Origin of the sequence: Shewanella sp. GutDb-MelDb, from assembly GCF_002836075.1 — a bacterium.
Lineage (GTDB): Bacteria > Pseudomonadota > Gammaproteobacteria > Enterobacterales > Shewanellaceae > Shewanella.
The window spans coordinates 1-21478 of sequence record NZ_PJBM01000112.1 but is presented as its reverse complement, the minus strand read 5'-3'; the positions used below and the strand labels follow the sequence as shown (position 1 = coordinate 21478).

Annotated in this window: 17 protein-coding genes and 1 other RNA gene; 8 read left to right on the top strand and 10 right to left on the bottom strand. The window is 41.0% G+C overall.

What is annotated here, in order from left to right; all coding sequences use genetic code 11:
• Nucleotides 1-629: 629 nt before the first annotated feature.
• The 3 genes from CXF82_RS02240 to CXF82_RS02230 all read right to left on the bottom strand — a co-directional run bounded on the left by CXF82_RS02240 (nucleotide 630) and on the right by CXF82_RS02230 (nucleotide 8289).
• Nucleotides 630-3524, bottom strand: a complete 2895-nt coding sequence (locus CXF82_RS02240; protein ID WP_102039632.1) for a TonB-dependent receptor domain-containing protein — start codon at nucleotides 3522-3524, stop codon at nucleotides 630-632.
• A gap of 942 nt (nucleotides 3525-4466) precedes the next feature.
• Nucleotides 4467-5672, bottom strand: coding sequence for a porin (locus CXF82_RS02235; protein WP_101093569.1), 1206 nt, complete (start codon nucleotides 5670-5672; stop codon nucleotides 4467-4469).
• A 232-nt stretch (nucleotides 5673-5904) separates the two neighbouring features.
• Nucleotides 5905-8289, bottom strand: a complete 2385-nt coding sequence (locus CXF82_RS02230; protein ID WP_102043599.1) for a DNA polymerase II — start codon at nucleotides 8287-8289, stop codon at nucleotides 5905-5907.
• A 101-nt stretch (nucleotides 8290-8390) separates the two neighbouring features.
• On the opposite strand from CXF82_RS02230, the gene dinG reads away from it, so the two are divergent.
• The 6 genes from dinG (at nucleotide 8391) to CXF82_RS02200 (ending at nucleotide 13864) form a co-directional block, all read left to right on the top strand.
• On the top strand, nucleotides 8391-10463 hold the full coding sequence (gene dinG / locus CXF82_RS02225; RefSeq protein WP_101093625.1) for an ATP-dependent DNA helicase DinG: 2073 nt from the start codon (nucleotides 8391-8393) through the stop codon (nucleotides 10461-10463).
• An 8-nt stretch (nucleotides 10464-10471) separates the two neighbouring features.
• Nucleotides 10472-11245 (top strand): sulfite exporter TauE/SafE family protein, encoded by a 774-nt coding sequence (locus CXF82_RS02220; protein ID WP_102039635.1) that lies wholly within the window; start codon nucleotides 10472-10474, stop codon nucleotides 11243-11245.
• Nucleotides 11242-11904 carry a primosomal replication protein gene (locus CXF82_RS02215; protein ID WP_101093572.1) on the top strand — a complete coding sequence of 221 codons (663 nt, stop codon included), beginning with the start codon at nucleotides 11242-11244 and terminating at the stop codon, nucleotides 11902-11904. Before CXF82_RS02220 ends, CXF82_RS02215 begins: the two co-directional genes overlap by 4 nt.
• A 9-nt stretch (nucleotides 11905-11913) precedes the next feature.
• Nucleotides 11914-12612, top strand: coding sequence for a DUF2057 domain-containing protein (locus CXF82_RS02210; RefSeq protein WP_101093573.1), 699 nt, complete (start codon nucleotides 11914-11916; stop codon nucleotides 12610-12612).
• Nucleotides 12613-12624: 12 nt separating this feature from the next.
• Nucleotides 12625-13533, top strand: coding sequence for a histone deacetylase family protein (locus tag CXF82_RS02205; protein WP_102043598.1), 909 nt, complete (start codon nucleotides 12625-12627; stop codon nucleotides 13531-13533).
• Between the two features lie 64 nt (nucleotides 13534-13597).
• A complete protein-coding gene (locus CXF82_RS02200; RefSeq protein ID WP_101093575.1) occupies nucleotides 13598-13864 on the top strand; it encodes a late competence development ComFB family protein in 267 nt (88 codons plus the stop codon).
• Between the two features lie 262 nt (nucleotides 13865-14126).
• On the opposite strand, the gene CXF82_RS02195 is transcribed toward CXF82_RS02200, so the two are convergent.
• The 3 genes from CXF82_RS02195 to ffs form a co-directional block, all read right to left on the bottom strand.
• Entirely contained in the window at nucleotides 14127-15419 is a 1293-nt protein-coding gene (locus CXF82_RS02195) for a coproporphyrinogen III oxidase family protein (protein WP_101093576.1), read from the bottom strand.
• Nucleotides 15420-15669: 250 nt separating this feature from the next.
• On the bottom strand, nucleotides 15670-15819 hold the full coding sequence (locus CXF82_RS22240; RefSeq protein WP_180961155.1) for a hypothetical protein: 150 nt from the start codon (nucleotides 15817-15819) through the stop codon (nucleotides 15670-15672).
• A 75-nt stretch (nucleotides 15820-15894) separates the two neighbouring features.
• Nucleotides 15895-15989, bottom strand: an RNA gene (gene ffs / locus CXF82_RS02190) — signal recognition particle sRNA small type.
• A 230-nt stretch (nucleotides 15990-16219) separates the two neighbouring features.
• On the opposite strand from ffs, the gene CXF82_RS02185 reads away from it, so the two are divergent.
• Together CXF82_RS02185 and CXF82_RS02180 are read left to right on the top strand one after the other, a co-directional pair.
• On the top strand, nucleotides 16220-16471 hold the full coding sequence (locus CXF82_RS02185; RefSeq protein ID WP_102043597.1) for a hypothetical protein: 252 nt from the start codon (nucleotides 16220-16222) through the stop codon (nucleotides 16469-16471).
• 6 nt (nucleotides 16472-16477) lie between these two features.
• On the top strand, nucleotides 16478-16909 hold the full coding sequence (locus CXF82_RS02180) for a hypothetical protein (protein ID WP_102043596.1): 432 nt from the start codon (nucleotides 16478-16480) through the stop codon (nucleotides 16907-16909).
• Nucleotides 16910-17691: 782 nt separating this feature from the next.
• Here the strand turns inward: CXF82_RS02180 and CXF82_RS02175 are convergent.
• The 4 genes from CXF82_RS02175 to CXF82_RS02160 form a co-directional block, all read right to left on the bottom strand.
• Complete coding sequence (locus CXF82_RS02175; protein WP_102039640.1) at nucleotides 17692-18024, bottom strand: hypothetical protein; 333 nt, start codon at nucleotides 18022-18024, stop codon at nucleotides 17692-17694.
• A gap of 32 nt (nucleotides 18025-18056) precedes the next feature.
• Nucleotides 18057-19013 (bottom strand): hypothetical protein, encoded by a 957-nt coding sequence (locus CXF82_RS02170; RefSeq protein WP_102043595.1) that lies wholly within the window; start codon nucleotides 19011-19013, stop codon nucleotides 18057-18059.
• A gap of 392 nt (nucleotides 19014-19405) precedes the next feature.
• On the bottom strand, nucleotides 19406-19984 hold the full coding sequence (locus tag CXF82_RS02165) for a putative porin (protein ID WP_257982714.1): 579 nt from the start codon (nucleotides 19982-19984) through the stop codon (nucleotides 19406-19408).
• A gap of 930 nt (nucleotides 19985-20914) precedes the next feature.
• On the bottom strand, nucleotides 20915-21478 hold a 564-nt coding region (locus CXF82_RS02160; RefSeq protein WP_219621766.1), incomplete at its 5' end, for an EAL domain-containing protein.

Here is a 21478-nt window from a genome sequence, read left to right as displayed (position 1 = left end):
AACGAGCAGATATAATGGGGAATTGGATTAATTTAGATATTAGAATAGTAGAACACACTGCACTAACGACCTCTGTGTTCTACTTAATGAGTAAACTCAATTACCAACTGTAACTCCTGTTTTCTGCATGCGTTCCATCGAGCGCTCAGCAACGGCTTCATCATTAGCAAGCTGTTCTGCGGTTCTGCAGACTTTGGTTTTTCTGTTACTACCAGTCCTTGCCACCATTTCACATCTAATTCCGAGGTCTACTACCTCGCCTTCATTACTCTGTGTTCTAAACATATCCTGCGAGGACTCACACCCACACAGAACCAAGATGATTAGAAGTAAAAAAATTCGCATTGTTTTTCCTTAAGTTACTTTAGGTAAGCCACTTTCTTTAAGTATTGTATAGCCTGTTCTTTGCTTTCTATTTAGTGAGGAATAAGCAGTTCTACAAACCTTTGTTGTTCTATTCGCACCTGTTCTCGCAAGCATTTCACATCTAATACCGGTAGTTTTTGAACATATCCTGTGAGGACTCACAACCTGTAAGTAGCGCCAATAAAACTATTGCTATATATTTCATAACCTCGCCAACTTAAAGCAAAAAGGGCGCAAAATGCGCCCTTTGACTTATCTCTAGTTTAGAATCGGATTCCTGCACGAAGGTATATAGAACGACCTATAACATCGTAAGTTGAAACATCTGTATTAGCTCCAAATGCTGAATATACAAACGGTGGCTGTTCATCAAACAAGTTATCAACACCAGCAGTAAGCGTTAAGTGCTCAGAAACAGCGTAGTTAGTTTGAAAGTCCACAACTATATTTGACTCTACATCTCTATCAAATGGATCAGTCCACCAACCTGCTTCAGTTTCAGTGACACCACTAATATATCGAGTAATTAATGCAGTATCAAAATCAGATATTGACCAATTAATTGTAAAGTTAGTCTTTAGTTCAGCAAACATACCATCATGATTGACTTCAAAACGCCCAACATGGTCAATAACAGAACCATCAGCAAGAAGCTTGTCGTACTCTAATAGATACGTACCGTCTAAACCTAGTCCCCAATCACCAAAGCCTGTCTCAAACGTATAACGGAAATCATAGTCAATACCAGAAGTATTAATACCACCCACGTTCACTGTATAGTTATCAACCGTAATGATGCCACCAGCTGCTGCGCTATCTGCACCGAAACGAGTGATGGTGTCGCAATATTCAGTTGAATTAAAGCAACCATCTAAACGAGTTTGAGTTCCTACTGTAGAAATTGCATTTTCTAGCTCAATTTTCCAGTAATCAACACTCATAGAGAAGTTTTCTATGAAGTCTGGGTTAAACACGAAACCAACCGTTAGTACATCTGCAGTTTCAGGAGTGAGTTCAGTTGCTCCAGCCCAGTTTTCAGAACCACCACCGTTGGTAGGGATCTGTTCTACTCCGCCTGAATCATAACCATTAGCAGGTACGCCAGTACCAGTACAGTTAGCCCAGTTTGGCGATGCTTTAAGTGCTGTATATTCTGCATCAGTATAGAAATTGCCATCACATGGATCCGTCGCTTCAGGGAAACCAACTGACGCGCCACCGTATAAATCAGATGTTGTAGGTGCTCTGAATGCTTCAGATAAAGTCGCTCGGACCATTAGTGATTCAACTGGCATCCACTTAATGCCCAATTTACCACTAGTGTTCGTACCGAACGTGCTGTAATCCGAATAGCGAATAGCGGCTTCAAAATCAAGCATGTGAGCCATTGGCGCATTAGATAGAATTGGAACAATTAATTCACCAAAGAATTCTTGTACATCATATCCACCGCTAGTTCCAACGGCTGAACCAGCTGTAGTAATTCCTTGTAGAATTAGCGAATCTGGAGTGTAAGAACCTGATTCTTTTCTTTGTTCCCAACCGGCTGCAAAACCTACTGAACCAGCTGGTAATTCAAACAAGTCACCTGAAATAATTGCTGATAATACTTCTTGCTTATTCTGGCCAGTTTCAGTGGTGTTATAATCACCAGAAATGTATTGAAGCATTTCAGGAGAAACTTGGTCAGCCGAGCCTGGCGTTCCGAAAATATTTAACGGTACACAACCATCAATTGCTGCGCCTTCTTCATTTAGACATACTAGTTGCGATCCGCTTGCATCAACTACCGCATCACCATTTCCATCTACAATTAAGTTACCATTCGCATCTAACCAACCAGTTGGTCCTGCAGCTTCAGCAACACGATCTAAATTGAAATAACCTGCTGCTTTTTCGACAGAGTCACTTTGACCCCAAACATAAGATAGTTCCCAATCCCAACCATTTTCCAAAGCACCATTGAAACCAACGGCAGTTCTGAATGTTTTATAATCTCGCTCGTTAGCTCGGCCACCAGTTTCAACCATACGACGACGCCAATCATCAATCACATAAGCATTACCGTTAGAATCTTTTGGACCCATTTTTTGATTGTAATAGTTATTTGGCGAGTACGGAGCAGGTGAACCAAAGAAGATCAGCGGCGCTAGTGGCTCGGGAGCTAATACTCGGTTACCCGTTGTTTGAACATAACTTGCTTCAGCAAAAGAATTAACTTCACCTAAGAAACCAAACTCACCTAATGTGTAGTTTGCAAATACTGATGCATAACGACGCTTACTTGGTGTTTGTAGATAGTTAACAGGATTATAGTTATATGAGTCAGTACCCCCATCGTATGCTCTCCAATCCCCATACTCTGGACCACGAGTTACACGACCATCTGCTGTGTTAGCATTTACCCATGGTGGCGCTGAAGAACCACCTTCCTGTGTTGTACCGTCTTCATAGGCACGAAGTTCAAATTCAGAAAAAGAACGATCTCCCATGAATGCATCACCTTGGTCGCTATAACCAAGTGCTACCACTACGTTGCCTCGATCGCTAGCAGCACCGAAGGTAACATCAACACCTTTGCTTATCGCATCACCTTTGTCGCTGCCGCCGTAATTTAACTTAACTTCAAAGCCTTCAAAGTCATCTTTTGTAATAATGTTAACAACACCAGCAATTGCATCAGAACCATAAGTCGCAGATGCACCGTCTTTTAAAATTTCAACTCGTTTAACGATAGCTGTAGGAATAGTGTTTAAATCAACAGAAGAGTTAGCACCTCCACCACCGGCAACAACACGGCGTCCGTTAATTAATACCAGCGTTCGCTCAGAACCAATACCGCGAAGCGAGAAGCGAGTACTTGAATCACCACCGTTGTTAGTTTGAGTGTTAGTTGCAGCACCTGCTGATGATGTTAAATTTTGTAGAAGGTCACCAACGTTATTAACGCTCATTTTTTCAATTGCGGCAGCATCAATTGTCGTTACTGGGTTAGCCCCTTCCATATCAGTTCTTTTAATGCGAGAACCCGTAACTTCGATACGTTCAACCGTTTCTTCGTCTGCTGCGAACACTGCTGGAGCAGTAAACGCGGCAGTCATTGCACCACTAACAAGTGCTAAACGCACTGAGTTAGCAAGTAAGTTATTCTTATACATTGTAAATCTCCCTGAACTTTCTTTTATTGTTTTATTGTTTTATCTGAATCAACAAAAATGAAACACGATATTTACATTTAGTTTCATTTGCACACGAATAAAAACACAATGGAAACAATTTTACAACAATTGTGACACTGATTAGCTACAATTCAGCCATCAATGCTTACAACAAGGAGTTGTGGCTCATTAGATATTTTTTAATGGAAATCCTCTGAAAATAATGTTGAACAATGTGCAAGGGAGGAGGAGCTAGCAAAAAATCACAATCAAATATTAACAATCAGGAAATAATACGACCAGTACTTTAAGGCACTGTTAATAATGGGTATTTAATACCAACTTGATTTCAAAGACGTATTGTCATTTAGGGTTTAAACTGAATTGTACTCATACGAATAGCGGCTCATAATTATAATTATAGACAATAAAACGTCAGATATTTATCGATCATATGCCCTTAAAGTCATGAGTTAATCTAAAGAAAGTTGATCATGAAGACCTATGCTGTAAGTTTATTTTTACAACTACATAGTAATAGACACCACACATAGATAAACGATAAGCCCCTGTATTAAATGTATAAAAACAAAGTTGGATATCTCTGTGTAAGATAAATATTCAAATAATCAATAAAAAATAGATCTTGATTGATTTTCAATCAATACACTTACGCCTTTACAATGAAAATCTCACAATTGAATCACCCCTGCATCAAAAGAGCCATTTGTGACTTTATTAGAAGAACTATTTTTCAGACCACTAGTTTAGTGAAGAACTTTAGTTTTGAGATGATAAGGGAGAGGAGTGGCATTAAACATCTAAATTGAGACTCTTATCAGAACTATTTGATAACGGGTCGGTTTTAAACAAAAAAAGCCAGCAGCGTTAAGCTACTGGCTTTTTAAATCATCATTACCTAAGGTAATGACCGACTAAATATTACATGTAATATCTAATACCGATAGAGATACCGTCATCTTCCGAGAATTCCATCGCTGCTTGTTGTGCTTTATCTGAACTGGTGAAATCACTGAAGTCTTTACGACCTTCAAGATACAACATAGTGTTGTCATCCCAAACGTAATGTAAACCAACAAGCAAGAACTGACGTTTGAACACATCGCCATTGTAAGCATCGCCGTATTCATCACCGGCTTCTAAAATGTTGTAGCCAACAAGAGGACGAAGACCATTATCAAACTTATAAGAGAACAGAGATTCCATACCCAATGCTTCAGGGATATAACGGTTCAAGTTATCAGTATCGTGGAACTCTTGCTTGTTAACGTTGACTGCACCGTAAAAGCCTTTGCCATTGAACTCACCCCAAGTCGCACCCGCGCCAAAGATCAAATCAGTTTCACTGACAGACTTTCCTGACTGGTAATCAGCATCAAACTGACCTACGTTAGCACCCGCGGTGATGACTAGGTCATCTGACACATTATAAGTTGCAGAAGCACCGTAAGTGTTGTCATACTGAACCGTTGCAATAGGGTTGTTGTTGGCAACTGCAGCAGCGTCAATGAATCCTGGGAAGTTATCACTTTCATACAAATCGAAGCTATCTTGCTTTAGCTGTGCTTGAACTGCGAAGCTAAAATCACCGAATGCATTACGGTACTGAACTGTTTTGTCACCACGACCGGTGCCATTAATAGCGCCGTCCGCTTTATTGAGAGTATAAGTACCAGAGGTATTACCATCCCAAGTATTTACGAGGTTAGTATTATAAACCACGTCATACCAAGCGCCCCATTGCTTACCAATAGTTAATGAACCATAAGTATCATGAGCAAGTCCAACGTAACCTAAACGAGTGCTTAAGAAATCGTTGCTCTCTGATGTGAATTCATTAGCATAAGTACCGCTAGAGTTTGTAATTGAGCTATTACCAACTAAGTTAACGCCCCACTCTATCTTTGCAAATGTTTTCCAGCCATCGCCCATGTTGCGGGTAAAACCGAAATTAATACGCGACGAACCATTCTCGACTTCTGTAGCACCCTGTGTATTGATCACTCGAGCATCAATCCAACCACCAATTTCTACTGCGTTTTTATCATCTTTATAAACTTCGATTGCTGATACTGAGGGTACAAAAATTACTGCGGCTAATGCCGATGCTACTAAAGTCTTTTTCATCTAATGCCTAACCTTTAATTATGTTCAATCTGCTTCATTCAATATATTTCCATTCCGTTGTTTTCTTTCTATCCTATTTGCAGACGAGGTTAGCAAAAGATTAGCAATCACTCAAAGACGAACATCACAAAAATAGCCATATTTTGCACCAATTTAACTCGCAAGCCTATAACAGCCGAGGGATCGAACCAATTGTTAACATAAAGATAGCAAGGCGTTAATATGGCCCTGCTTAAATTAACGTCATTTGATTTGATGTAACTTTACTGAAACTTTTATTCATTATTGAAAGTATGGGCTCAGCAATAGGCCCTAATTGGCGGTCGATGTAGTAATCAATATCAATGGGGGATTTTTGATGAGATAGCGGTTCGGCGCCAGACGTTGTCATTACGTACTCGATCCTTGCCCCTTTTTTGGTGACACTTTGATCACCGGTTGCTTCAAAGAGTATTCTTGCCGCTTTTAAATGAGGAGATGACTTTGCAGTATAATCTTCAAGGTTGCGACGTAAATTTTTAACGAAGACCAATTCTTCCGTCAAAGCACCACTGTTTAACTGATCGATAGTGAGCTTGATATACGCTTCGATATCTTGCTGGTTAAATAACCGCTCATAGAGTTCATACTGTACTCTTCTCGCCAGCGGCGACCAATCACTGCGTACTTGTTCCATTCCTTTGAACACTAATGTTGTTTTTCCAAGCCCATCCTTCTTTGTGCCGACGTAACGTTTTTTTGAACCTTCGGCAGAACCGCGGAGCGTTGGCATAAAAAACTGTTCAAAGTGAGTCTCAAACTCTAGCTCTAAGAAACTATCAATACCGAATTTATCAGTGAGCCGCTGTAGCCATAGTTGATTTATTTTTGCAGCAAGTTCCTTACCAGTGGCCTGCACTTTACTTTCATCAAAATCATTACCTAACCAGACAAAGGTTGAATCGGTGTCGCCATAAATGACTTCAAAGCCCGCCGCCTCTATCCAGCTACGGGTTTGCTTCATTATTTCATGGCCACGCATAGTAATTGAGCTCGCGAGCTTAGCGTCATGAAAAACACAACCTCGAGAGCCAAGCACACCATATAGTGAATTCATGATAATTTTTATCGCTTGAGAAAGCGGTGCATTGTGGTTAATTTTAGCCAACTCTCGTTGTTCAGAAAGGTGCTTAATTAAGCGAGGTAAAATGGGCTCATTCCGACTAAACCTTGCCCCTAAATAGCCCTCTACGGTGTCAGACTCTTGTTGATGTAATGATTCAACTAACCCTTTAGGATCAATTAGAAATGTTCGAATGATGGATGGGTAAAGACTCTTAAAATCTAACACCAAAATATGTCGATACAAGCCAGGAACGGAGTCCATCACATAGCCACCGGGGCTCTCAATGCCATCGCTGGCGGGTGCACTCGGAGCGATGTAACCACTTCGGTGCAAGTGCGGTAAATACAAATTCATAAATGCAGCAACCGATGCTCCCACACGTCCAAGCTCAAGCCCCGTCAACTTTGCCCGCTCTATCGCAAATTCAAACAGCTGTGTTTTTTCAAATATATCCCAGACTAGACGACTATCAGTGAGGTTGTAGTGCGCCAACGCGGGCTTGTCGTTGGCAAACAGATCATTAATTTCATCCATTCTGTTACCCACATTGTCGATAGCTTTGCCTTCATCCAACAATGCTCTCGACACAAACTCAAGTGAATAACGATCAAACTGATAAAATGCCGCTTTCAACCAATCAATACCATCGAGTACCACTCTTCCTGGTAATCGCAGTGTCTCTGGCCTATATTTATCATCAACTTTCCAGCTCAAATTTTGGTTGCTGCGCCCAATAGTAAGCGGAATACCATGGTGTTTCGCGCGCCGATATAATAGGGCTAAATCAAAAGTCACCACCGCCCAACCAATGACAATGTCGGGGTCGTAATCTGCAAACCAAGCAATCAAGTGGTGAATGAGTGCCGGTTCGTTTGCAACCCACTGAATATAATCAACCTCAACCGGTTGTGGCTCACCCACCATAATGACTTTTTCAAACACCACACCCGTTTCTGTCTGACCGTATAAACCAACAGAATAGAGTTCCCCACTAAAACTGCATTCAAAATCGAGTGAAATGGCTTTAAGCGATTGTACAGCCTCTGCTCGTCTGGCTTTATGAGCGATAAAACGTGGCTGGGCTCCCTGTACAGCAGGTTCGAAATGACCACTAAATTCAGCATCAAGAGCAATAAAGCGTTCGATTAAAAATCGATGTTCAGCTTTAATATCACTTTCAAAGAGTTCAATACCTTGGTCTTTCGCAATCCGTATTAGGTTGCGCTGATGTCTCAGATCTCGGGTATACAGCGCAGTGACGTCTTCATGCTGGAAACTTTTAAGCGTTAGCCGCTTACGACGAATGTGCTTTAACTCTTGATGTTGATTAATAATATTTTCATCAATCGTACGAATAAAACACACATGTTCTTGCTGTGGAATCTCAACGGTCACCGGCCCAGATTGTGTGGCAATAAAGTACTGTAGGCACAGTCCATCTTGCCGATGTATTGCATGGCGGGTTAGCACCCGCCCCTTTATTGTCTGAAGCACATTGGTTGTTGAGGTCATGGCTGTTTACTCAAATAAATTCACGAATAATCACTTAACACTTCTTAGGCTATGTAATCACTGTTATTATGTACAGCATTATTTACTGGACCAGTGCATTCATGTTATCCGCAGACGTTAAAACTCAGATCCGTACTATATATAAAGGTATTGCTTTAGCTCTGCCCAATTTTCGCTCTCGCCGGGAGCAAAATTATATTGTTGCGGAAATATCAAAAACCCTTGCGGGGGAATATGACAAGCAGCGACGCATCATCGTGGTCGAAGCTGGTACTGGTATCGGTAAATCACTGGCCTATATTTTGGGGACAATTCCTTTAGCGTTAGCAAATAAAAAAAAGGTCTGTATCGCGACTGCAACCGTCGCATTGCAAGAGCAATTACTGCATAAAGATTTACCCTTTTTTCTGCAACACTCCGGTCTAGACTTTACCTTTGGCTTAGTCAAAGGACGACAACGCTATGTGTGTTTATCTAAGTTAGAGATGCTTGTTGGTCCTGATGACAGTAATCAAATGGCGATGTGGCAATCAAAGCCAGATCAAAGCCAGGTTGATATGTTAGAGGGACTGCTAAAGGACTATAAAGAGTCTCGCTGGAATGGTGAGCGCGATACATTAACTCAACCTCTGCCGGATCACTTATGGCAACAGATTGCCTGTGATAAGCATAGCTGTCATAAGCAATTGGCAAGTCATCGAAATTGCCCTTTTCATAAAGCCCGAGAAGATCTCGATACCTGGGATGTATTAATCGCCAACCATAGTCTGCTATTTGCCGACTTGGAATTGGGCGGTGGAGTCATTCTGCCCGATCCTGCAGATCTTTATTATGTCATCGATGAAGCACACCACCTGCCCATTGTTGCTCGTGACTTTAGTAGCGCTCAATCCACCATCCGTGGCGCGACCGATTGGCTTGAAAAACTCACCAAAACAACCTCAAAGCTTCAAAACCAGATTAAGAGCAATTATATCATTGCGCCTGCACAGGCAATGCTCGACCATGTTGGCGATATTAGCGGATTACTCAATCAAGTTGCTCACTTTTGTGATGCTCAAGCTAACCAATTTGATAATCCAGAAAACCGCTTTCGTTTCGAACACGGTAAATTACCACCAGCACTGCTTATTCTTGCCGAAAACCTCGCTACAGCTTCCAATGTGGCATTGAAACAGTTCAACAAAATGTTGGCCTTGCTCAATGAAGCGATAAAAGATGGTGATATTCCCAAGCACCAATCTGAAGCGCTACTGTCAGAAACAGGCTTTATGCTGCAGCGCATTGAAAACTTGCAAAAGCTGTGGAAAATGATGGCTAAGCAAGATAGCCCTAAAGGTGCGCCAATGGCACGCTGGATTGAACAACTCACAGGTAAGCAGGCTGATTACTTATTCAGTGTCTCACCGATCGAAGTCGGCTTTATGTTAGAGAATTTACTCTGGGAAAAGGCGGCTGGTGTGGTGCTTTGTAGTGCAACACTCAGAGCGCTCAATAACTTTAATCACTTTACTCATCAAGTGGGCTTATCCATAAACGATGGCAGTCGCTATCTTGCGCTCGACTCACCGTTTGATTTTGAGCAAAATGCGACGTTATTCTTACCCCATATGGATACAGAGCCAACACATGACAACTATACCGATGAGCTCGCTAAGCAAATCATCGCACTCGTTGAAGATGAAATGGCCAGTTTGGTGTTATTTGCCTCTTATTGGCAAATGGAAAAAGTCGTAGACCTTGTTGAAAGTAAAATAAAAACAGGATTACTGGTCCAAGGCGTGTTGCCAAGACAAGAGATCCTAAAGCAACATAAACAACGCTGCGATGATGGCAAACCCAGTATTATTTTTGGTACAGGCAGTTTTTCAGAAGGCCTCGACTTACCAGGTGATTATTTAACTAACCTCATCATTACTAAGTTACCTTTTGCAGTGCCAACGTCACCGGTTGAGCAAGCTCATTCAGAATATATTAAAATAAAGGGTGGAAACCCCTTTTTACAACTGACAATCCCAGATGCTTCGCGCAAATTGGTACAGAGTTGTGGTAGATTACTTCGAAAAGAACAGGATTATGGCCGGATTTCCATCTTAGATAGACGCTTAGTCACCAAGCGCTATGGAAAATCATTATTAGATGCCCTACCGCCTTTTCGACGCGTTATTGAATAGGACAACGATTGGATTTATTACTAGAGCCAAGTAGCTGGGCTTTGTTAGCATTGATAGGCTTAATTGCAGGCTTTATCGACGCTGTAGCTGGCGGCGGTGGACTGCTTTCTATCCCTGCATTATTAGCCATGGGGATCCCTCCCCACATGGCACTTGCCACCAATAAATTGGCAGCCTGTTTTGGCTCATCTATGGCGGCATTTACTTATTATAAGCAAAGATTATTCTCTCCTAGCTTGTGGTATCACACTTTTATCGCCACTTTCATCGGCGCAGTTATCGGCACATTTGTGGTTTCGATTATCGATAACCAGTGGCTGGAAAAATGGCTACCGTTAATTATTATCACCATCGCTATTTATACTCTATTCCAGCCTAACGCCATGGGCTGTAAAAACTGTGAAATACCGGTAAAACCTAAGCGTAAAAGAATGCAATGGTTGCAAGGCTTACCTCTTGGGTTTTACGACGGCTTTGCAGGGCCAGGCATTGGTGCATTCTGGACCGTCACCAGTACAGGTATGCATAAGTTGCCTTTGCTTTATAGCTTAGGGCTTGCTCGTGCAATGACCTTTACCAGCAATTTAACATCGCTCATTATATTTTTGGTCATGGGTCAAGTTCATTTGACCATAGGGCTCGCTATGGGGATTTGTATGATGATTGGTTCTTATATTGGCGCACATTCAGCCATTAAGTTTGGACTGCCGTTCATTCGCCCTATTTTCGTTACCATGATTCTATTAATCGCAGCACAATTGGCCTGGAGTGCATGGGCATGACAACCAGCGAACTCATCAATCGACTTAAATACCAGCTAAAGCAGCTAGAACAAGAGGTGTTGCAACACGATGCCCACTTGCCCGCTGGACAACGAAAAATGATGCAAGACGTTGAGCGTTTTAATAATGAATTATTTGTGCAAGAAGGCGCTCAACTTAAACCTTGTATCGATCAGCTTTCAAAAAATGTAGCTCAGCTACAACAACTCATCAATGCTAAACGCTCTCCTTACACCATTATATCTAGCTGTGAAAAAATACAAGACCGCTTTAGTGCCGTTCGCCGAGCACTTGCTACAACCGGTATTAATATTAAGTCGTTAGAACAGCAAAAACGCACTCGACGCGCGCATGCAATAAAGCGTGGAGTTCGAGCTCACCAGCAAAGCGGCTTTAGCTGGATCGCATCAAATGTTATGCAAAATAGCCATCAACTGTATGAAGAACTTAACAAACATTTGAACTGGGCTAAGATTATTGAACAAAAAATTGAAAATTTGCAATCTTCTCTTGATAACTGTCATAGTGCTGACAAAATAAAGCTACAGAATGAGATCCTTGCTCAACACTCTCGCCTCGGCAAGTGTCGACAAGCCACCAGCTACATTGAAGATCGTATCCAATTATTCGAGCGACCTTTCAAGGGCCAAAATCGTTAAGGAGCAATAATGAAACCGCTACTACCAATAACCGCTATTCTCGCTTTATGTGGTTCCTCTGCAGCATTTGCTGCAAATTTGAATATTCCAATGTCATTTGAATATATCGCGCTTGATGGGCAAGAAGTTGAAACCAGTTTATTTAACCATAAGTCTGAACTCGAACTCAGCAATGGTACCCACAAGATCGCCGTTCGATACAATGATCTTGTCGAAGATGATTTTAGTGATAGCGAAACCAATATTAAGTCTTCGCCTTTTATCATCACTCTAAAAGTGGATGGTGATTATGAGTATCACATGAAGCCCGCTGACGGTGATTTTGTAAAGCATCCCGCTAAGTTTGCCAAGGCTCCTCAAGTCGTCATCACTCGACAAGATAATAAGGTCGTTAATTACCAAGTTACTCAGACTAATATCGCTGAGGAATCTTTTGTCTCGCGTCTATTTAGCGGCAACACAGCAACAGATGTTGATGTAGAAGCTGCTGTTGCTACTGGCGGCGTAGCGGCAGCTTCAGCTGTACCTACGGCTCCAGTAAGTAAACCTTCTCCTATTGTCGCAGCGACTGCCGTTACAGCGACTCAAACAGTAACAACAACTGCTGCTGATGCCGCAAAAGCTGAACAGATGTTGCAGTACTGGTGGCTACACGCAGATGAGAAAACACGTAAAGAATTCATGGGCTGGGCAATAAAACAACTTTAAGTCTCTTAGAGTATGATCCCGTTGATCTATCACGCCAGCTATTCCAAGCTGGCGTTACCTTCCAAACACCGCTTTCCGTCGACAAAATACCGCTATTTATACCAATACTTACTCGAACAAAAAATAGCTTCACAATCGCAATTTTTTGCATCAGAAAAAGTCACTCAAAACCAATTAGCCAGTATTCACTGTCCCAATTATGTCCGCGGATTTATTACAGGGACACTTGATACTAAATCAATGCGTCGGATTGGCTTTCCTTGGAGTGAGACTCTAGTTGAAAGAACACTCTACTCTGTTGCGGGGACTGAACTGACGTGTTTAAAAGCCATTGAGTACGGTTGTGCTATCCACTTGAGTGGTGGCTATCATCACGCTCACCATGAATTTGGTAGTGGTTTTTGTATCTTTAATGATATGAGCTACGCTGCGCTGCAAGCATTAAAGCAGCCTAATATTGAAACTGTTTTAATTTTCGATTGCGACGTACATCAAGGTGATGGTACCGCGACAATAACGACTGTTTTTGACGATATCATTACTTGCTCTATCCATTGCCAACAAAATTTTCCCGCCCGAAAGCAGCAATCGAATTATGATATTGAACTGCCGCGGGGAACCACTGATAAACAGTACTTAGAAACGGTGCAACAAGCCCTCGCTTATCTTATTCGCCTGCACCAACCCGATCTTATCATTTACGATGCTGGCGTCGATATTCACGCTGATGACAATCTGGGTTATCTTGATATCAGTACCACGGGGATATTTGTGCGAGATGAGGACGTAATACAACAAGCAAAGTCAGCCGAAATACCCATTGCTTGTGTCATTGGAGGGGGATACAGTAACGATAAGGACTTGCTGAACATTCGACATAGCCAACTGTTTTTAGCCGCCAATACTGTGTGGTCCGAATAAGCTTAAAAATCCAGTCTCATTAGATTGACCACGTCATATACAGAGACGATTCAGGGAGAGGTGTATGCAACTAGAAATTAGAAATTACTATGAAGTTCTTTTACTTGAGCTGCTTTCAGATGAAGGTTTGTTAGACGAGTTACCTGAAGACTACCTTGCTGATCTATGCTGTATTACTCTCAATCAACTACCCACTCGATACATAAGGCATTTGGTTGATACCTATTTTTTTGAAAATTACGCCGAACTTCAACAAATGAAATCCGAGATCCAAGAAGCACTCGAAAAGTCCAGAGCATATTTAAAAGCAAATCAAAAGAAAGAAGGTTAAACAAAAGGGGGAGCAAACAATTTGATTGCAAGCTTCCCCCTATTGCTTCAGCCTGATCAGCTACTATCTGTAAATCATTTTGTGTAACCGCCTCATCTACCTTTAGATCTGACGCTTAACCATATCGATAAGAGTTTAGGCTCTGAACATACGCTCTAGCAGAAAAATAAAAGGCCTCACATCGCTGTGAGGCCTTTTATGTTGAAGTATATGAGTATTAGGCTAACTTCAAATAGAAACCCCAGCGTGTAGTCATTAATGACTAAATGCTGGTTAATGGCAGATCCCTCGCCTGCTCTCTGAGGTGATCCATGCCACTAAGGAAACCAACAAACATCTTCAGGGCGATAAATTGCCCTTGCTCAGTGGTGTGATAATCATCACCCTGCTTTACAACTGCCCCTGATGCCAGTAAAAAACTCATTTCCAGCGGAAAAGCCTGCCACAGAGAACGGCCGGTATGATCCTTAAACACTTTATTATCCAGATGTCCGTGTCCCATCATAATCATTAAGTGGTGCTGCATCACCGCTTTACTTTCTAGCGGTTTAGTGTAACAAGTACCGGATTGGGTTTGGTTCATTAAGCGGATGTAATCTGCAATATCGAAGCTTGAGATACGAAATTGTTCGCCAAAACGGCCAAACGCTCCAGAGCCGACGCCCAGGCAATCTTCGCCGTCGAGTACATATTTATTTTTCACTGGCTGCCCAAAATTACGACTGAAGGTCCAGGGGAAATCCATTTCATAGCGCTGTGCCAATGTTTGCTTCACCGCCAAAAACTGAGGCCAAAGTTCATGAGGGTCTCCTGCCAAACATCCGGCTTTCTTGCGGTTCTTTCCAATCCCAACCGTCAAGGGATACGTTGTGATTTGATCTGGGTTCAGCGCCATGGTCTGTAGCAGGTCTTGTCGTACCGAGTCTGCAGTCTGCACCTTAAAGCCGTACATCATATCGACATTGACAGTAGGAAATAATTCGATAGCACGACTGACATACTCAGCCTGTTGCTCACCTGAGCCAAACTTTTCAAATCTCCCCGTGCTTTTGAGTATGACATCATCAAAGCTCTGTACTCCGATCGACATACGATCTACTAAGCCCTTCAGCTGACTAGGATTTCCTTCACTGAAATAGATGGGGTCGCTTTCACAAGAGACTTCACGGATTGTCGTCAAGCTCTTGATAAGCTCTATCGTCTTAATCAGTTCATCTTCGAGGATCGTAGTGGTGCCGCCACCGATATACACACGGTTAAAGCGGTAGCCTCTGCTGATGACCTCGCGTATCTCCTGCCTCAATGCCTTAAAATACTCTCTGGCGAGGGTCTCTTGAAACTTAACCTTATGAAATGAGCAAAAACGACACAGAGTGTGGCAGAAGGGAATATGAATATATAAGGTTTCTACGGGGTTATTGGGAACGCTGTCTTCCCCAGCAGCTAAAGGCACGGCATCTTGCAGCGAGAGAGATTGTTTAATGCTGCGGTTTATCATCCAATCCAGACTATCGGTAGCCAGGTACAGGCGAGTCTTTGAAATAGAATACATCATCTTTGAATACCTTAAAAAGCAATACCAACTGCCTTGATGAAACATAATGAGGGCTATATGGTGTTGATAGAGATAAGAAGAGTTTAGGGTAATCAAACTGGAACGGATAAACTGTCGTATAGAAACAATATAGATGATTATCTATTGATATTTATTGATATTTGTCGCTTGACGCACATTGTTTTGTCTTTGTTAATAGTCACATATAGGCAGTAAAATAACCTTTAATGTCAAGTCAACGGCCCTTTGGTTATCGACCGACAGAGACTGCGAGTAACCTCTGGCGGTTATCGTCTATCAAGGAACTTCGTTGCTCTTCAGGTACGACTATTCGCGCATACCAGATGCCATGACGAGATTGGAACAAATAAGGGGATGAAACAGAGTTACTTTTACTCATAGAGTGTACCACCAAGTGTATCACCTGAGGTTATTCTGAGCTAAGTTATTGATGTACTAAGAGATTGGAGGTTCCCCCAGAGCCACACCTCGGCACATGAGTCACTTGCTGCGGTTGCTCCCTTCCAGGTCTGGCCGAGTTCACAAGTTATCATTGCGAGGGGATGCGAGGTAAGCACCCATTTACTAATTCAGAAATGACCCAAGTTGAGTTAATTCGTTAATGTCGCACTATTTGTACCACTCATTTAAACTCTCAACAAGCAACTAAGAGTTAAATCTAAAGTTTAACCTTTTCTTTCTATGATATTCATATATTTACCCAGCACTACTCTTGCAAATCATACGTAATGCCTCAATGAAAACCCTATGACATTTCACAAATTTAATAGCGTAAACCAATGTTAAAGATTTCATTCAAAGTCGATGGTAAAGAAGTAAAAGTAAACTCCGTAGGTAATGCGTTAAGGCAAAGCATTTTTAACTCAATCGAAGAACAAGTAAGAGAAACTGTCGGAATCCTTTCTTGCCCTATACATAAGGAGTCGCCCCAAATAATTATTCATGGTGATGATTTAGAAGACCTAAAGCTTGAATTTGCAGGTTGTTGCTATGAGCTGTTGTCAATCGTCTCAGAAAAGTTTTCAGGTTAACCTCATATGGACATATTGAGTACAGGGATCGGATTTTTAATCGGTACTGCAACAGGTGCTTGTGGCAATTATTTTGCAGCTAAATACACAGATAAGAGAAAACTCAAAGAACATCGAGTTAACCAAAACGAAGTTTTTAAAAGTCTTTGCATAGACCACCCGACACTCTTGAAGGAAATGAAGACAGACTTAGAAGACCCTAAAGAGGTTTTTCAGCGTGACTTTTCCGTTGCCAGCAAAAAGTATTCCTATGGTGGCTTTCATGAGGATTACGTCTACTATGAAGAAGAGCATAACGAGTTAATCAATATCCTCAAATTAATGTCGAGTAAAAACTGTATTGTTAGACTTTCGAGTGCCGGAGGTTCAGGTACAGCTCCAAGATACAGATTTAGCGAATGGTTCTCAGAACAACTATTAAATTGGAAAGCAACTTAAGAACAAGCTTACAGGTCCAAAATATCAGAAAATTGTTTGAGGTCTTTTCAATAAGGAGTCCTTAGCTTATTTCCCCCGTCCCCTTCTAGTTTTGGCTTAGAGGACATTTATTTTGTTTACCGTCCTTGCAGAACTAGAGTTCTTGTAGGTATGTCTCAAGTACCACTACGGCTCAAAAAACCATCGTTAGATGAATCCACCATAAGAGATTGTTAGCTATTGTCAACTAATTATCCATTGCCATTAATAATACTAAAGAACTGTTATTAGCACTATCTTCTCGATTTAAAAGCCCAAAAATATGAGGTGCTGTTATTCAAGGGATAAAATTGGTGTGGACCCACACATATTAATGGGTAGATACCCTAAAAGACCCAGCCCCAGATTTGAGAAGAACCAAAAATCTGGTAACTAACCAGAAACTTCTGTAATCATATTGTCCAGCATTGCCGCAACTGCACTCGCATGCTTCGATTGGAAGATGATGCCATCAGCTATAGCACGAGGGTCATGACAAGAGGTCGTCACCATCATAAGCCCTGTGCAGCCACCCGAATAACCTCTAAGTCATCAGAGCAGTCGGCCTCTATCGACTTGATCCCGCCTTGAATACTAAAAGGGGCTTACTGCCTGCGAAAAACCACAAAAAAAGATTAGTTAATCCCTGACTAGTAGAGAAAGAATAGCCACACTTTCACAAAAGAACACCTAACATAGCTTCCCCAAAAATAAAGCCCACTTTTACCGCGGACTTTATCGTTTCAAAAAACGAAGAACCCATCTTAAAAAAGGACCCCCCAAAAGCTAACCCCAACAAGGTACGCAATTGAAATAGCCAAAAGACTAGTTTTAGCGCCACTAAACTCTCTTTTTTCTATTTTTTCTATTTTTTTTACATCTACATTTTGTCCTTCGCCTGAAATTTTATTTTTCGTGATTGTTTCTACTGAAAACTCGATAGCCTCACCAGTTAGCATCGTTATCACTACGGTATCACCGATATTAATTTGATTCGCAATTGGAACATCACTATTGGGCTGTACGTCGTTTAATGATGTACAGCCAGAAAAGGCCAGTGTGTTTAATAAAAAAATAACTATTATAATTTTATTCATAAATATCCCCTTTATTAATGACGTTTTAATTTCTAAGGTTCGTAACAGCCACTGGTACTTCCACCGGGGCCCGCACAAGGGTTAATCCAATCCCCTGTCGCATAAACCGGTTCGTTACCATAATCAAACTTATATTCATTCGAGATATCAATGACGGCTCTATTCTTATAGTAATAACGATACTTTGAGCCTTCGTAATAACGTTCATCCCATTCAGATAAGCTGATTGAAATATACTCCCCAGGATTAATTCCTTTTATCGCATCCTTTATTTCAAGGCCTATATCGATACCATCTACAATCCAAGTTTGCGGAAGAATTACGTTATCAAAAGCCTTTACGTAATACTCATTATCGTTGAGTTCATTGATAGCTTCATCTACAGCATCTTGTACCGAATCCGGGAAGAAAATATATTGTAATACATCTAAAGTTTCAGCCACTATACTGTTTATAATGCCATTACCGTCAATGTCTATATCCACCTGCAAATTGCCAATATCTCGAAGATTGTAAACCCTTCCAGTACTCACGTTATAGTCGGCAGCAAACCTGAGAGTAGATGTATCAACATCTCCATATAGAGTGATCCCAAGCCAATCAACCTTTACTTCTGCATCGAATGTAAAGCCGCTAAGCTCAACGGTAACTACACCATTACTTTGTGTGATTATCTTCGTATTTAAAGGTCCTATTAATTGAGCTCTTTTTAATTTTCTAAACCTTAGAGTGGGGGTATCATTAATCTCTTCTCTAGCGTCTGCCTCAACTACCTCAAATAATTTATTATTAATGGTGCTAAGTATTTCTTTCACTTCATCATGGATCGGCTTTCCCATACTGGTGCTATCAACAATAATATCTCTCCAATTATTATGTTTGTAGCCAATCGTTGTTAAGTGCTTTGTTTGACTTACATAGGTAGGGTAATAAGCAAACACCGTAGAGGTATTGAATATAAAGATAAGGATAATAATTTTTTTGAGCATTGGAATGTCCTTTTACTTAAGAACCTAAGATAGAACGTGATGCAAAAGCCATTACTGCTTAAGCATCAGCGCACTTAAAGCAAGCTATTGCACACATTTACGTTTTCAGTTATAGCATTACTCTCTACAGCATCTAAGTTGCCTTTATTCAAACTGGTCACCCAGATGCTGCAAGCATTAGTCAAGCTTGAATAGCCACTAGATTAAAAACGACCTGTAAGCGTAATACCTAGGTCCACACCGTCAATATCTTCATTTATGATTTTTGAAACAGAAACATTAGCCGAAAAATCATCGGAAATACGCCACCAATACGCGGTTCTTAGGTCGAAATCACCGTTATCAGCATCACGCGTATAGCCTGAGCCAACTGACCATGAGTTAGATACGTATCAGTCAGCACCTAAAATGTAGTAGTTTTCAGAATCCGCATGCAACCAGTTAGCCGACAAATCAATACCGGGCGTTGAGTCTAACGCTAAATATCGACGAATGGCTAAGCCGTAGCGTTCTTCAGCATTGTCAGCTGTGCCATCATCAAAAAAAGCTGACAATGAGGTGTTCTCATTAACATAATAACCTAACTCAATACCGTAGGTGTTGAAGTCAACATTACCAATACCAATACCAATACCAGTACGTTGGTAATTTAGTCCCACAAACCAATTGGAATCGAAAACATAAGTGCCATCAACACCGACGGTGTTAATGTCAAACACGTCAAAATCTGAATAGATTGCACCGATATTCGACTCTTGGGAAAGAAACCCGTTGAGTGCATAAGGGCTGGAGTTTTGCTCAACAGGACTTGCATAATATCGGTAGCTAACACCGAGAATGCCGTCACTTATTTCATCTGAATTGGTAAGGTAACCAACGGTAGCTTCATGTTGAAAAGCGTTATCCTCAGCGGCCATTGCATTTACGCTTAATAAGGCTATTGCCAATGTGGTAGGGGGAAATAATTTCATATCTGTCCTTGATATATTACGTTATTAGCTGACTAAAGTTGAGCTAACTAAAAAGTATTGAACCGTACGTACTAGTTGACTCTATCTATGGTCAAACAAGGTGTTCGGTAAAGCAATCTAAACATAACTAATCGACATTGTGAATACAAAAACCATACAAAAACAACATGTTAAGCAGGTGTTACACTTATAGTATGAGGGCTGTTAATGCTGAAAGGCTGTTATAGCTTGACCTAATGTAAAATATGGAGGCAGTGTTACTCGATAGTTTTCTATGAAAATAAACTAAATGTAAAAAAAACCAACAAACGTTACAGTCAAATAAGACTAATGTTGGTGATATAGGCCTATTCCCCGCATATTTAAAAATCTGAAACCATTTTATTCACGCAACGGGAGCCTTTAATAATGCTTTGTCTCTGAGCGACTTGAACGGCATCACCAATTACTCTAGTGAGCATTCTTTATTTATTACGCATACATTCTACTTGTAGCACTGCTTTTGGTATTCCTGATTGCCACAGCTTGCGAAATAACCGTTATCAACGGCTAAATGGAAATGAGTCACGACCTACTCGCGTTTAGACCAGTAAAAGTAACTCACTTTGATGTAAACGATTAGACTTTATTGCAGGATAATTTTGTTCATATATGGCGTAAAGTGAGCCTCAGCAGTATCTTCCACATGTGCAGACTACAGGTCATTGGAACCACTTTGAGAAGATGTTAACTCGTTTGTGTCCGTGAGACCTGAAGTCGTATGAAGCGCTGTTCAGCGCGAAGAAGAGTAAATCATCTGTATCATCAAATGACCCTATGGCTCTGGATAAAGTAGCGAGCCAGACAATGTGAAAGATATCTAAAATCCGATGAGTAATCATCACCATTAGTATGCGTCACATTACATGGTGCGTCATCAAAGCATCTCACTCATGACTTGTTATCTTCACTTAAATGGTAAAGGTGTCCTTGCTGAATGAGCCCTCCTATATCAGTTAAGGCATCTTTTTGGGATATTCTTTCTACACCTTCAAAGATTATTATAGATGAGTGTGATTTCGCTATATCTATTAGGTTGCGAGCCATAGAAACTTGCCGCTCACTATTTTCAATATCCGTAACGAACAACCTGTCAATTTTAACGAATCGAGGTGATATGGAGTCTAGAAGACTAATGTTATTATTTCCTACACCAAAGTCATCAATCGCAATGTCGTAGCCAAGCAATTGAATTTTAAGTATTCTATCAATAACTTGACTTGTATATTCAACGCCAGAATTTTCAGTTAACTCAAAGACTATGTTGTCACTAGCTGTCTGAGAAAGAAGCTTGTAAAGCTGATTAAACCCTTCTCCATCTAAGCATGTCGGGCATAAGTTGACTCCGATCTTAACATTGTAATGATTTTTTTTGGCTATCATGTTGATAATTATAATAGTATGAAAGATTAGTAGGTTGCATCCCCTTAGATTATTAATGACCGACTGTACATT